The organism is Candidatus Zixiibacteriota bacterium, assembly GCA_018820315.1.
GTDB lineage: Bacteria > Zixibacteria > MSB-5A5 > JAABVY01 > JAHJOQ01 > JAHJOQ01.
Window position 1 is genome coordinate 140,286 of the sequence record JAHJOQ010000073.1, and the last position, 14,466, is coordinate 154,751.

Genomic DNA, 14,466 nt, shown 5'->3' on the forward strand with positions numbered 1-14,466 from the left:
CATACTCCTAATCCTCACTCGATCGTTGCGGCAGACGCGTGTACCTGCCGCAAATGAAATGTTCGAAAGCAGCCGTTACATTCACACCGTCTGGTAGACCACTTTGCCGTCGACAATTGTCATGATTGCACGACCGGTCAATCGTCTGCCATGGTACGGGCTGTTGCGCGATTTGGACTTGAACTTCTTGACATTTACCTGCCATGATCGTTCCGGATCTATCACGGTAATATCCGCTGGATATCCTTTTTTCAGCGTTCCCATCTCCAGCTTCATGATTTTCGCCGGATTTGCAGACATCTTCTCGATCAGGTCGGACCAGCTGAGGAGACCCGGCTTGACGAGATGTGTGACCGCGAGGCCGAGTGCAGTTTCGAGGCCGATTATTCCGTTGGGAGCAAGATCGAACTCTACATCCTTCTCTTCGATTGAATGCGGCGCATGATCGGTCGCAATGCAGTCGATTGTGCCGTCCTGCAATCCGGCAATCACTCCTTCGACATCAGCTTTGGTGCGCAGCGGCGGATTCATTTTGAGATTGGTGTCGAATCGTTCAGCGATCAGATCATCGGTGAGCGTAAAGTGATGCGGCGTGACTTCCGCCGTCACTGCGATATTTCTACGCTTGCCCTCACGGAGCAGCTCAACCGATCCTCTCGTAGAAACGTGCGCAATGTGAAGCCTCGACTTTGTGTAATCAGCCAAAAGCATATCGCGGGTGATGCAAATCTCTTCCGATATCGACGGATTTCCTTTTATGCCGAGCGTGGTCGAAGTGTATCCCTCGTTCATGTGAGTGCCGCCTGACAGAGAATTATCCTCAGCATGCGAAATGACTGCGATATCGAACATCCGCGCATAATCGAGAGCGCGCTTCATGACGACCGCGCTGCTCACCGGGGAGCCATCGTCAGAGATTGCAACCGCACCTGCGTTGACCAAATCACCCACCTCAGAGAGTTGCTCGCCCTTGCGCTCCTTTGTGACGGCGGCAATGGGGAAAACCTTGACCGGCGCATTGGCTGCGCGATCGAGAATGAACTGCACAGTTTCCTGATTGTCAATCGGTGGTGATGTGTTCGGCATGCAGCAGATCGCAGTGAATCCACCGGCAGCGGCAGCTTCGGCGCCCGTGACGACTGTCTCCTCATCCTCGCGACCCGGTTCTCTCAGATGGACGTGGATATCAATCAGCCCGGGAGTGACCATGAATCCTTCTACCCAGATGCACTCGCCAGCTTTGTATTTCTTCACATCTTTCTTTGCCAGCAGAGAGCCTGTTTCGATCTTCTTCACTTTTCCGTTCTCGATATATACATCAGCCTTGCAATCCAGATTCGCTTGGGGATCAATTACCCGGCCGCCGGCTATTACTTTCAGATTTGACTCATTCATCTTCTTTTGCTCCTCCTCCCTTGATGAGGTACAGCACGGCCATTCGTACCGCAACGCCGTTTGTAACTTGAGTGAGAATGACCGAATCGTCGGCGTCTGCGACCTCTGATGATATTTCGACTCCGCGATTCATCGGACCGGGATGCAGGATCGTGTGGTTCTTGTTCAGCAGGCGGAGTCGCGCTGATGTTATGCCGAAGAGATTCGTGTATTCGCGAAGCGATGGGAGAAGGCCCGCCTGCTGACGCTCCAACTGAAGCCTCAGAACGTTTACGACATCGGCTCCATCGAGAGCTTTGTTAATATCGTAGTAAACGTCAACGCCCATTTTCTCGATCTCGACAGGCAGAAGGGTCGTCGGCCCGCATACAGCCACGGACGCTCCCATTGTCTTAAGTCCCCATATATTCGATCGTGCGACTCGCGAGTGAAGCACGTCGCCGACTATCACGACACGCAGGCCGTCGAGCTTGCCGTATTTCTGCCGGATCGACATCATGTCCAGCAGAGCCTGAGTCGGATGTTCGTGGGAACCGTCACCGGCATTGATCACCTGTGAGGATGAAAACTCGGTCAGGAATTTCGGCGCGCCGGAGCAGTTGTGGCGCATGACGATCATATCGACTTTCATAGCCTCGATATTGCGGACTGTGTCTTTGAATGTCTCGCCTTTCGATACCGATGATCCTGATGTTGAGAAATTCAGCAGATCGGCGGAGAGTCGTTTTTCAGCGAGTTCGAACGATAGTCTGGTTCTCGTGGATGGTTCGTAGAAGAGATTGACAACTGTGACACCGCGCAGAGTCGGGACTTTCTTGATCGGTCTGTCGAGCACTTCGCGGAAACTGTCTGCTGCATTAAGGATTTCTTCGATATCCTCGCGATCCACACCTTCCAGGCCGAGCAAGTGCTTGAGTCCAAAAGCCATCGGTTACCTCACTTTCTCTTTTTGGAAGGTTTACTCTTCGATGACTTGGCCGTGGACTTACGCATCACCTGATGCAGTTTGACCGAGTCATGTTCATCTGTCTCTTTGAGCGTCACGACAACTTCGTCATCCGGTGACGTTGGGATATTCTTCCCGACATAGTCAGCTTTGATCGGCAGCTCTCTATGGCCGCGATCTACCAGCACCGCGAGTTGAATTGCGCGCGGCCTGCCGAAATCGGTTATCTGATCGAGCGCGGCGCGAATTGTACGGCCTGTGAAGAGGACATCATCCACAAGCACGACAATCTTGTCGTCGATTGGAAAGAGTATCTCCGTTTGGTGAATCTCCGGCTGTTCAAGTCGCGAGTGGACATCGTCGCGGTAGAAGGTGATGTCCATGTAGCCGACATCCACTTCGGTTCCCTCGACCTCGCTGATCTTCTCGGCTATTCGGTCCGCGAGATGATCACCGCGTGTTCGTATACCGATGATAACCAAGTCATCCGCGCCGGCATTTCGCTCGATAATCTCGTGGGCGATGCGCATCAATGCGCGCTCGACCTTCTTGTCATCGAGTACTTCTGTCACACTGGAAGTCAAGACTCCTCCTTTCTATTGTCAGATTGTATATAGAAAAAATCCTCCCGTGCATTGTGGAGGGAGGTTCTGGAGTGGTTTCCATGTTCTGTTCCCTTTCCGGCCTCGCGGGACCGGATTAAAGGTTCACGTTGAGGCGTAAATAATGCTGGGAATCTCGGATGTCAAGCGGTTTGTGGGAAAAGGGGAGTACCGATGTGGACATCTGCCGTCCACACAATGACAAAATGTCTGTGGTTTTTCAACAAGCCCTTTGACGATATGACGGCGCTTCGCTACACTCGAAGTCTGGCAGAACCACTTTGCTCGCTCCGCTTCGCTCGGGATTCTGCCCTGCTATCTTGGCATTCAGTTGGGCTCAAGAAAAAGGTTGGCGGTGTAGATCATTTAGTGTATTTTGTCGGCTGGAACTCGGATGGCCTGGCGCGCTATAACTTTCTGATGTCACTTCAGATATATCGACAGGCCGTTTCTTGCAGACACTATTCGAAAGGATAGATTGTGGCAAAGAAAAAGAGCAAGAAGGCGGCTGAAGGCGAACAGAAACCGAGATCATCGAAACCACCTGCGCTCGATGCCATCTTTGAGTCAAAGTTCTATTTTCTCTACTATGCCGTCGCAATCGGTATCCTGACACTGATCCTCTTCCACAAGTTTGTCTTCTCCAATCAGATGCTCTTCGGATCAGATATGCTGCAGGCAGGGGTCTTCTTCCGCAATTTCTTTGTCGAGTATGTTAAGGCTCATGGCTCTGTGCCACAGTGGAATCCGTATATTTTTGGCGGGATGCCGTATGTCGATGCGTTCCACGGTGACATTCTCTACCCGATCAGCTTCGTGTTCAAGATGATATTCCCGCTTTTCAGGGCGCTCGGCTGGGCGCTTGTGTTTCATGTCTTCCTGGCGGGCATAACGATGTATCTCTGTACACGCGCATTCAAACTTGGCAAGTTCGCGGCTACATTCGCGGGACTGTTCTACATGTTCGCGCCATACTTCGTGTCGCTTGTCGCGCCGGGACATGACGGCAAGATGTTCGTAACGGCACTTTTCCCACTTACGATCATGTTTCTTGAACGGGGAATGGACAAGAAATCATACCTTGATTTTGTCGGCCTCGGTACAGTCATCGGGTTGATAATTCTGACACCACATCCGCAGATGGCATACTTCTCTCTTTGGGCAATCGGATCGTATTTCATCTTCAAGTTAATAACGAGATATATCAGGGAAAGATCGCTCGCGGTTGGGGGCGTCCTGACCGGATTCTTCCTGGTCGCGATTATAATCGGGCTTGCGCTCTCCGCGATCCAGTTCTATCCCGGTTACAAGTATGTCAAAGAGTACTCTCCGAGAGCGGGCGAGGGGAGAGGCGGATACGAGTGGGCAACATCGTGGTCGATGCATCCCGAAGAGCTCGTCGGGATGTTCGTGCCTTTGTATGCCGGTGTCGATGGTCATTCAGGGCAGACATATTGGGGAAGGAATCCTTTTAAAGACAACTCGGAGTACATTGGATTTTTCCCTCTGCTGCTCGGTGTTCTCGGCCTGATTTTCTTCCATGACAAACGGAAATGGTTCTTTCTCGGCCTCGGGATCATAGCATTGATATATGCACTTGGCGCCACCACGCCTCTGTTCTACTTATTTTACTACCTGGTGCCGAATGTCAAGTCGATGCGCGCGCCGAGTATGATTATGTTTCTGGCGTCATTCTCGTTTGCACTGCTCGGTGCGATGGGAATCCAGTATCTTGTGAAGGAATTCCGGGGTGATAAGTCTGTTAGGCGGAAGAAGCTGCTGACGGTTCTGCTCGTAGTGACAGGAGTCTATGCTGCATTCGCGCTGTTCTGGACGGTTGCCGGCGAAACGCTTATGGATATCGCGCGGTATTCGGCGATGAGCCAGAACAAGTTTGCGGCATCATCGGCGAATATCGGCACGATTCAGGGCGGACTCTGGCTGATTGCGCTGTTTGTCGCGGGCACGTTTCTCCTGATCAAGATGTTTGGCGAACGCAAGGTTGGGATTGCCGCGCTGGCATTGATCGCATTGTTCTCTGTGGCCGAGGCTTGGCGCGTAGATTTCAAGTTTATCAGTATTGAGGACCCGACGCTGCGATTCTCACCGCATTCGTCGGTGGCATATCTCCAGAGGAACATAGGAAACGATCGCTTGATTGACATGACCGGCCGGATGTTCGGATCGATGGACTACTATGCCTATTTCAATCTTCCCCAGGTGACCGGATATCACGGCAACCAGATTGCGGCATATGACAGGTTGATCGGTGGTTTGTCATTCACAAACCTCTATGACCGGAGAGGTGCACCGAAACTGCCGGTATTGAATCTGCTTAGCACGAAGTTTCTTGTGTACAGAGCCGGATTTCAAGTATCGGATACAACTCTATCGAGAGTCTACGACACCGATGGTGTCACGATCTATATGAACAGATCAGCACTGCCGCGCGCGTTTCTGGTTCACGATTACAGAGTGATCGCCGACCCTGACTCCACTGTTGCAATAGTAGGTGATCAGAGATTCGATCCGCGCAGATTCATGCTGCTCGATGAAGAGCCGGAGTTCAAGCCGAAGGAGCCCCTCTATGACAAGGTCGAGGATTGCGAGCTGATCGAGTACGAACCGGGTTATGCAAAGATTGCTACTCAGGTTAAGGAAGATGCGTTCATTTGTCTCACCGATCCGCATTACCCGGCATGGAAGGCCTTCATTGATGGAGAGCCGACTAAAGTCTATCGAGCATACAGCGCACTCATGGCGATCGGTGTTCCGAAAGGTGAGCATGTTGTTGAATTTGTCTATGAGTCAGAGATATATGAGACGTCCCGGGCAGTGACTTACGGTGCTGTCATATTTGTCGCACTGTCGCTGGTGATAGGATTTGTTGCTTCACGGACCAGACGAGGAGAGAGACATGGCTGACAAAGCGCTGGTTCTTCTGCCGACTTACAACGAGAAGGAAAACATTGAGAGGATTATCCCGAAGATCCTTCAACAGGATGATCGCCTTTATGTGCTCGTTATTGATGACAACTCCCCGGACGGCACCGGCGATATTGCAGATCGAATCGCGAGTGCAAACCCACGCGTGATGGTTATGCACAGGGAGAAGAAAGAGGGCCTCGGGCAGGCATACATTGCAGGTTTCAGGTGGGCTCTGGAGCGTGATTATAATTACATATTCGAGATGGACGCCGACTTCTCTCACGATCCTATATATCTCAAGGATTTTCTGGTAAGTATCAAGAAATATGACATTGTCCTCGGATCGCGCTATATCTCCGGCGTCAATGTAGTCAATTGGCCGATCATGCGGCTGCTGCTATCCTACTATGCCAATGTCTATTCACGAATTGTGACAGGGCTTCCTTTGCGAGATGCCACGGGCGGGTTCAAATGTTTCAGACGGGAAGTGCTCGAGGCGATCAACCTTGATGATGTGAAGTCAAACGGCTATTCGTTTCAGATAGAGATGAGTTTGCGTGCACATAAGAAGGGCTTCAAGATCAAGGAGATACCTATCATCTTCTATGACCGCACGGCGGGCCAGTCGAAAATGTCGAAGAAGATTATTCGCGAAGCTGTCGTAATGGTGTGGCGACTCAGAATCTGGAGCATTCTTGGCAAGCTCAAGTAGGCCCAATAGCGTGTTCTCCATCATAATTGTCAATTATAATACACGTCGGCTCACGCTCGCGCTGATCGATTCGATCTATCGGCATGTCAGGCAGCCAGAGTACGAAGTATGCGTCATCGACAACGATTCTTGCGATGGTTCGGTGGAGTCTATAAGCCGCAGATTCCCGGACGTGAAGCTTCTCTCTTCAGATACGAATCTGGGATTCGGAATTGCTGTCGATCTTGCAGCATCAGAATGCACCGGCGAGTACTTGTGGCTGCTTAACAGCGACTGCAGACTGCGGAGCGATGTATCGATCGTCATGACGGAATATCTTGACGAACATCCCGACACTGCTGCGGTTGCCGGTAGGCTTGTCTCTAATGATGGTTCATTTCAGGCATCCTGCAGACGATTTCCGACTTTCAGCAACGTGCTTCATTCCCGGCAATCGCCATTATCATTAGTTTGGTCATCTCGGCATGATTACACGCTTCCGGATTACAGTCAACCGACGTCGGTAGAAGCCTGTTCATGTACTCACACAATGATACGACGGAGTTGTTTCGAGGAGGTCGGCGGGTTTGACGCCCGGTTTTTCATGTACTGCGAGGATACTGATCTGTGCATCAGGTTTGCAGAGAGGGGATGGAAAGTCGTATTTCTTCCCGCAGCGGAAATTGTGCACGAGTGGGCGGCGAGTTGGCGGCAGTCGATTCACACTCGCTATTACCATCACCACAGCTCGGTCAATCGTCTATTTCAAAAGCATTTCCCTGACCAAAGAGTCAAACTTGTCCTTCTGGAACTATTGCTTATTCTGGGCCTCGGTGTGAGGATCATTCTCTCCATCTTACGGAGGCCGAGATGAGCACATATCCGCTGTACTTCGCTACAGCTCTCGTAGGCGGAGTTCTTCTGTCAATGGTCTCGATACAGGTTTGCAGGCGTCTCGGCGTGTTTGATATGCCGACTGCTCGCAAGCGGCATCAGATGCCCATGCCGCATCTCGGCGGCGCTGCTATATTCATTTCGTTCTGGATAGTGTTCGCAGTAGCTTTCCAGGCCTCTGCTACCATTCAGGAGGAACTGTCCGGTCGACTGATTGTGATATTTCTGGCATCGCTTGTGGTGTTTCTCACCGGTCTTGTGGATGATCTGCGAAATCTCTCATTCGTACATAAGCTGCTCGGACAGCTCGTCGCGGCAGCAATAGTGATGCTCGGCGGTTTTACGATCCCGATGTTTCACATTCCGTTCTCTGGGGCTGTCGAACTGGGATGGGCTGCCTATCCCGTCACAACTCTCTGGATTGTAGTTCTGTCGAACAGCGTGAATCTCATCGACGGGATGGATGGGCTCGCCGGCTCGGTATCGCTGACAGTCTGCTTCGGTATGCTTCTGACTGGTGTGCTTCTTGAAGTCGAGTCGGTGGTAGCGATCACTGTGTGTCTTGCGGGAGCAATAGTCGGCTTTATGTTCTTCAACAAGCCTCCTGCGAAGCTTTTTATGGGGGATTCAGGCTCGCTTTTCCTCGGATTCATGTTTTCAATGCTTGCAGTGATATGCCCGATCAAGAGCTTCACCGCAGTGGCGATGTTTGTTCCTTTAGTCGCTGTCGGTGTGCCGCTTACTGAGGTTCTTGTCACATTTATAAGACGGTCAGTGACCGGGCAGAGATTTTATGTGGCGGACAACCGGCATATCTATAACTACCTTCTTGACTACGGGTTCAGCCAGAAGACAACTCTGACAATCCTTTCCGGTGTATCGCTTGCGTTTACGGCGTTCATTCCGGCGCTGTTCTGGTTTGATCGGCTCAAAGTATTTTCAATCTTCGCAACATTTATCTTGATTTTGTTCGCTTCGTCATTTGTTTTAAAGCTGAAACGCAGCCAGGGTCGGTGAAATGGCAAATGGTGTATTACTAGATTTTGAGAAGCCGATCGTGGAGCTTGAAAAGAAGATTCTCGAAATGCGCGAATTCGCGCAGGGGGAATCTATTGAGCTCACACGAGAGATAGAGAGCCTTGAGCGCAAGCTCGCTAAGCTCACGCGAGAGATATACTCGAATCTCACGCGATGGCAACGGGTGCAACTCGCACGTCACGCGAAGCGACCGTACACGCTTGATTACATCGAGCACATGACGGAAGGTTTTGTGGAGCTGCACGGCGATAGGGGCTACTCCGACGACAAAGCGGTAGTCTGCGGCCCAGCGTACTTTAGGGGACGGAAGGTGATGATTATCGGTCAGCAGAAGGGGCGTGACACCAAGTCAAAACTGTATCGAAATTTTGGCATGATGCATCCGGAGGGTTATCGCAAGGCGTTGCGAATGATGACGTTGGCCGATAAATTTAGTCTTCCCGTCTTGATATTCATCGACACTCCCGGCGCATTCCCAGGGTTGGGTGCCGAGGAACGGGGTCAGGCGGAGGCAATAGCTCGCAATATCAAGGAAATGGCGAGGCTCAGGGTCCCCATCGTAATCTCTATTATCGGTGAGGGTGCATCAGGGGGCGCGCTCGGTATTGGGATCGGCGATGTGGTGCTCATGCTGGAGAATTCGTGGTATTCCGTTATTTCGCCGGAGGGATGTGCAGCAATTTTGTGGCGTGACGCTGCCAAAGCTCCGGATGCGGCCGAGTCGCTGAAGCTCACCGCGGATGATCTCATAGAGCTGCAGATAATAGACAAGATATTGCCGGAACCGGCAGGCGGCGCCCACAGAGACCACAAGGGCGTTGCGGAAGTTCTCGGCTCTGCGATCAAAGAATATCTCGACATGTTAGTGGAACTCAGTATCGAAGAACTCCTGGACAAACGGCTGGAGAAATTCCGTAATATGGGAGTCTTCTACCATGAGTAGGTGGCGGAATGCCAAGCGATGAGCTACTGAAGATATTAGCCTGTCCTAAATGCAAGGGCAGTCTTGAATATGATAGAAACAACGACCAATTGATCTGCGACGCTTGCAGACTCAAATATGGAGTTAAGAACGACATTCCTGTCATGGTCATTGATGAAGCGGAACAGTTCTAAATTAGCCCAAGGAGTTTGCGATGAAGTTATCCAAGTTCTCTTCTGAGGAGTTGATCACCTTCGAGATCAAAAGCACGGACAAAGAAGGAGTGATCCGAGAACTTGTCGATCTAGCTGCCAAATCGAATCTTGTGAAAGACAGAGACGACTTGTATCGAGATGTCATAGAGAGAGAAAATCTTGTCACGACCGGAGTAGGCTATGGTGTCGCCTTTCCGCATGCCAAGACCAGAGCCACCCGCGGGATCGTAATCGCTTTCGGAAGATCAGACGATGGAGTCGATTTCGATGCCATGGATAAGAAACCCGTGAGTCTTTTCTTTCTGATTGCTGCTCCCGAGGACGCCATCGGAGCGCATCTAAATGTTATGGCTCGCTTGTCTTTCATCATGAAAAGCGAGGAGAATCGCGAGAAGCTGATGAATGTCAAGAGCCCGGGAGAACTACTGCAGATAATCGACACAGTAGAATGACAATGGAATGAAATGGATTTCGCCTTTTGTCATAAAGCAGAAACCGTTTAGGACGAGCCTGATTCTGGCCGGAGTCAGCCTCGCTTGTCTGCTCTTGCCTTTCGGTGTCAAGGCGTTCATATCCTCTAATCTCAACATCGTCTACACGCCCTTCTGGGGCATTTCAAGCAAGCTGACAGGCGCCTTTGAGGTCTATGAGATCAATCGGCAGTTGAAGCGTACGATTACCGGGCAGATGCTCGAGTTGTCGACGCTACGTGCGCACGAGAGAGAGAATATCAGGCTCAGAGACCTACTCGGATTCAAAGAATCTGTCGAATACGAGCTGATTCCCGCGGAAATCGTCGCTGTCGATCCAAAGAGGCGGCAGAATGCGGTAATTGCCGAAGTAGCCTCAGACGCAGTTGTCACACCGAATCTGCCTGTCGTGAATGTTGAAGGGTTGGTGGGCAAGACGATGTCGACGATGGGCGATGTAGTGACCATAGAACTGCTGACGTCACCTGATTGCAGGGCTGCCGCACGCGATGCAAACACACGTGTGCTTGGAATCGTAAGATGGGATGGTGGCAGGCATCTGCTATTCGACAACGTCGAGTTGTCTGACAGCGTGTGTATGGGCGACACCGTCATTACTTCCGGCCTGGGCGGGGTATTCCCGGAGAATCTCCCGATTGGCACGATCGTCTCGATATCCCGGGGGAAATCTCCGTTTTTCAAGTCGATCTATATCCGGCCGTTCGTAGAATTCAGGGCACTGGATGAATTGACAATTTTGAAGCGAAGTGAGAACTGATAGCATGGTCAGAGACATACTACTTTTCCTGGGACTGATCCTGGTCGTTCTGTTTTACCAGACGCTCGGTGTAGATGTTGTCAACATTGGGTTGGCCAGGCCTGACCTGATCATTATCATTATTGTGTGGCTTACGCTCACACGTGATCTCACCTGGGGAGTTGCGTTCGGTTTTGGAGCTGGAATTCTCCTCGATTCGCAGAGCCCACAGTTCCTCGGTCTGGGTGCGTTCTTGAAAGTCTTCGCAGCGATCGCGGTTTTCCTGATCTCACACAGGGTTCGTACCGAAAGCCTTGTCATTCGTATCGGACTCGTCGCCGGTGTCGTGACCGCACATGATATTCTGTATTTCCTTGTTGTTTACTCGTTTGACCCTCATCTTGAATTGATCACGCTTCTCAATATGATAATCCCATCCGCACTCTACACGTCTCTGGTCGCGGCGGGAGTGCTGTACTTGTCCGAGCGTCAACTGACAATCAGATTCGAGTCCTGATGGAGAGTCACTATTCACAAGAGTTGAGAGCGAACCTGCTGGCAGGTATCCTCGCGGCGCTGATGCTATTGCTTCTCGGACGAATGTTCTACATGCAGGTATTCCAGCATAAGAGCTATCTGGAGATCTCAGAAGAGAACCGCATTCGAATAGTACCGGAGATGGCCGTGCGAGGACGAGTCACCGATCGCAACGGCAGACTGCTTATCGACAATCGGCCCTCCTATGAAGTTGCGGCTGTGCCGAGCGAGATAACCAATCTCGATTCGACCGCTGGAAACCTCTCGGAGCTCCTTGAAATGCCACAGGAGCGCATCTCGAAGAAAATTAGCGAAAGTGGATTCCGAAGGTACGAACCTGTGCGGCTGAAGCGCGACGCTCCATTCGAAGTTGTGTGCAACATCGAAGAGACTTCGGGCCGATATCCAGGGGTTGTGATTCAACTGAATCAATCGAGGAACTACCCGTCAGGGGGCATGGCTGCACATCTCCTTGGTTATCTCAGCGAAATTACGGGTGATGAGCTGGAGAAGCTTCGGAGCAAAGGGTATCACTCAGGTTCGTTGGTCGGCCGGAAGGGTGCGGAAAGAGCATTTGATGATTACTTGCGAGGCGCGGACGGCACCACATATCTGGAAGTGACTGCGAAAGGGCAGATTCTTGGTCCCCTCAAGGAGCGTGCTCCGATTAACCCATCTCCCGGTTACGATATCAAGCTGACAATTGATTACGATTTGCAGCAGCTTGGCGAGTCTCTGTTTGGGGATACGCTAACGGGCTCTGTCGTCGCGCTGGATCCGAACACCGGGGCTGTGCTGGCATTCGTTTCGCAGCCCAGCTTCGATGCAAACCTCTTCACGGGACCCTTGTCTCCTGAGGATTGGAATATGCTGTCGACGGATGAGCGACACCCGCTTCTCAATAGATGTATTCAGGCCACATATCCTCCCGGTTCAGTGTACAAACTTATTGTGGCGGGGGCCGGGCTCGAAACGGGTACAATAACAGAGCACACGCGGTTTCTCTCTTGCACCGGTGGTTATCGCTACGGAACGAGGACTTTTCGCTGTCACAAGCAATCGGGACATGGGGTCCTTACTCTGGTCGACGCGATTGCCGCATCCTGCGATGTCTACTTCTATCAGCTCGGGAGGCAGCTTGGAGTCACCAGATGGGCGGAGTATTCGCGCGCCTGCGGATTCGGCAAGAAAACCGGCATAGAATTCGCCGACGAAGTCTCCGGACTTGTTCCTGACGTGGCCTATTATGACAAGCGATTTGGAGAGGAAAAATGGTCGTCGGCTCTGATTCTCAACCTGGCGATAGGTCAGGGGGAGATCCTTGTTACTCCACTTCAAATGGCATCTTTCTATTCTGCACTTGCTAATGGTGGCAGAATTCTGCGGCCGCATGTTCTGTACAGCCTCGGTACCGGCAGAGAAGAGATATTCAAGGAGCCGGAAGAAGTCGGCGGATTACCATTTTCGGAATCGACCATGCGTATCCTGCGGAGGTCGTGCGTCGAAGTTGTGAATGGTAAGCTCGGGACTGCGCATCTGGCGCAGGTAAAGGGGACCACTGTCGCGGGTAAGACTGGAACAGCGCAAAATCCACACGGCAATGAGCATGCATGGTTCTGTGCCTATGCGCCCGCTGATAATCCGGTAATAGCCATCGCGTGCATCGTCGAGAATGCCGGGCATGGGGGCTCAGTGGCGGCTCCTCTGGTCGCAAAGATGATCGATCAGTATCTCAAGTCGAAGGGGATCATTCAAGATACAATTCCTACAAGTTTGATAGTCCCGGAGGTTGCCAATGCCGTTCCTTGAGGGAAGAGTGTCAAGGATGGCTCTGATCATTCTGGCATGCGGCCTGTTTCTCAGTATTGCCGGAGTGCTGACGATCCACAGCGCCATGTCCGACGCGTCATCTAAGTACCAGCAGGATTATTACAAGCGGCAGATTGTGTGGCTGGTTGCCTCACTGGTAGCTTTTGCGGTGGTGGCATTGATGCCGATGCGCTTCTTTGAAGTATTTTCCTACGTATTTTATGCAATAACAGTGGTGCTTCTGATAGGTTTGCTGTTTGTCGGTTCCGGAAAGGCCGGGAGATGGTACAGTCTCGGATTCTTCAATTTTCAAGTTTCTGAGTTGGCCAAGATCGTAGTGGTATTCGTTCTCGCAAGGTATCTATCCTACTCGAGGAGACTGCCCAATTCTGTCCTGAAGCTCGCAGTTGTGCTGTTTCTGGTTCTCGTACCGATGCTCCTGATCTTGAGACAGCCCGATCTCGGCACTTCTCTCGTCTTTCTTGCGGTGCTTGTTCTGATACTATTCTGGTCGGGACTGCCCGCTACCTATATGCTGCTGTTGATATCTCCGGCGGTCAGCCTGGTGGCATCCTCTCACTGGGTATCGTGGGTAGTATTCTTTGTTCTGCTGCTGGTATTGCTGCAGGTCATCAAACCGGGAACACTGTTCAGTTCACTTGTGATCACTACCAACCTCGGCTCCGGAATGATCATGCCTTTTGTCTGGAACAAGCTGCAGGACTATCAAAAGCTGAGAATCCTGGCGTTCCTTGATCCATCGCGCGATCCGTTGGGAGCGGGATACCAGATTATTCAGTCGAAAGTCGCAATCGGCTCCGGCGGTTTGTGGGGAAAAGGATACATGGCAGGAACTCAAACAAGTCTTGCGTTTATACCAGAACGACACACCGATTTCATCTTCTCGGTTCTGGGGGAAGAATTCGGGTTCTGGGGTGGAGCATTAACCCTGCTGGCTTTCCTTGCGATAATCCTCGTCGGAGTAAGGATTGCATATAAGTGCCGCAATCGCTTCGCATCATTAGTGACGATCGGGGGAATTACGATTCTCGCTTTTCAGGTCGTAGTGAATATGGGTATGACACTTGGACTAATGCCTGTCACGGGGCTGCCGCTGCCATTTCTGTCGTATGGTGGTTCATCCCTGCTACTGTGCTGGATCATCCTCGGCCTTATGTTCAACGCTGAGCTGAATTGGCAGGAGTACTGACATGCCGGAAGCAGCCGGAACGAAGATGATTCACTCAAGGCCTTATCACGCG

The 14,466-nt window shown here is 51.5% G+C and carries 14 protein-coding genes; 11 read left to right on the plus strand and 3 right to left on the minus strand.

What is annotated here, in order from left to right; genetic code table 11:
- Positions 1-81: 81 nt before the first annotated feature.
- Genes KKH67_07120 through pyrR form a run of 3 tightly spaced genes read right to left on the minus strand, consistent with a single transcriptional unit; the run spans position 82 to position 2,871 of the window.
- Positions 82-1,395, minus strand: a complete 1,314-nt coding sequence (locus KKH67_07120; protein MBU1318954.1) for a dihydroorotase — start codon at positions 1,393-1,395, stop codon at positions 82-84.
- Entirely contained in the window at positions 1,388-2,323 is a 936-nt protein-coding gene (locus tag KKH67_07125) for an aspartate carbamoyltransferase catalytic subunit (protein ID MBU1318955.1), read from the minus strand. The genes KKH67_07120 and KKH67_07125 overlap by 8 nt, the downstream gene beginning before the upstream one ends.
- Before the next feature lie 8 nt (positions 2,324-2,331).
- Positions 2,332-2,871, minus strand: coding sequence for a bifunctional pyr operon transcriptional regulator/uracil phosphoribosyltransferase PyrR (gene pyrR, locus KKH67_07130; GenBank protein MBU1318956.1), 540 nt, complete (start codon positions 2,869-2,871; stop codon positions 2,332-2,334).
- Between the two features lie 552 nt (positions 2,872-3,423).
- Between pyrR and KKH67_07135 the strand changes: the two genes are divergently transcribed.
- Genes KKH67_07135 through rodA form a run of 11 tightly spaced genes read left to right on the plus strand, consistent with a single transcriptional unit; the run spans position 3,424 to position 14,414 of the window.
- Entirely contained in the window at positions 3,424-5,868 is a 2,445-nt protein-coding gene (locus KKH67_07135) for a hypothetical protein (GenBank protein ID MBU1318957.1), read from the plus strand.
- Positions 5,861-6,583, plus strand: coding sequence for a polyprenol monophosphomannose synthase (locus KKH67_07140; protein ID MBU1318958.1), 723 nt, complete (start codon positions 5,861-5,863; stop codon positions 6,581-6,583). The genes KKH67_07135 and KKH67_07140 overlap by 8 nt, the downstream gene beginning before the upstream one ends.
- Entirely contained in the window at positions 6,567-7,436 is an 870-nt protein-coding gene (locus KKH67_07145; protein MBU1318959.1) for a glycosyltransferase family 2 protein, read from the plus strand. The genes KKH67_07140 and KKH67_07145 overlap by 17 nt, the downstream gene beginning before the upstream one ends.
- Positions 7,433-8,473, plus strand: a complete 1,041-nt coding sequence (locus tag KKH67_07150) for an undecaprenyl/decaprenyl-phosphate alpha-N-acetylglucosaminyl 1-phosphate transferase (protein ID MBU1318960.1) — start codon at positions 7,433-7,435, stop codon at positions 8,471-8,473. Before KKH67_07145 ends, KKH67_07150 begins: the two co-directional genes overlap by 4 nt.
- Before the next feature lies 1 nt (position 8,474).
- Positions 8,475-9,437, plus strand: a complete 963-nt coding sequence (locus tag KKH67_07155; protein MBU1318961.1) for an acetyl-CoA carboxylase carboxyltransferase subunit alpha — start codon at positions 8,475-8,477, stop codon at positions 9,435-9,437.
- A gap of 8 nt (positions 9,438-9,445) precedes the next feature.
- Positions 9,446-9,610, plus strand: coding sequence for a Trm112 family protein (locus KKH67_07160; protein ID MBU1318962.1), 165 nt, complete (start codon positions 9,446-9,448; stop codon positions 9,608-9,610).
- A gap of 20 nt (positions 9,611-9,630) precedes the next feature.
- Positions 9,631-10,083: a PTS sugar transporter subunit IIA gene (locus KKH67_07165; GenBank protein MBU1318963.1), complete on the plus strand. Its 453-nt coding sequence runs from the start codon at positions 9,631-9,633 to the stop codon at positions 10,081-10,083.
- Between the two features lie 7 nt (positions 10,084-10,090).
- Entirely contained in the window at positions 10,091-10,879 is a 789-nt protein-coding gene (mreC, locus tag KKH67_07170) for a rod shape-determining protein MreC (protein MBU1318964.1), read from the plus strand.
- Positions 10,869-11,375, plus strand: coding sequence for a rod shape-determining protein MreD (gene mreD, locus KKH67_07175; protein MBU1318965.1), 507 nt, complete (start codon positions 10,869-10,871; stop codon positions 11,373-11,375). The genes mreC and mreD overlap by 11 nt, the downstream gene beginning before the upstream one ends.
- Entirely contained in the window at positions 11,375-13,204 is a 1,830-nt protein-coding gene (mrdA, locus tag KKH67_07180; protein ID MBU1318966.1) for a penicillin-binding protein 2, read from the plus strand. The genes mreD and mrdA overlap by 1 nt, the downstream gene beginning before the upstream one ends.
- Positions 13,191-14,414 carry a rod shape-determining protein RodA gene (gene rodA, locus KKH67_07185; protein MBU1318967.1) on the plus strand — a complete coding sequence of 408 codons (1,224 nt, stop codon included), beginning with the start codon at positions 13,191-13,193 and terminating at the stop codon, positions 14,412-14,414. Before mrdA ends, rodA begins: the two co-directional genes overlap by 14 nt.
- The last annotated feature ends 52 nt before the right edge of the window (positions 14,415-14,466 follow it).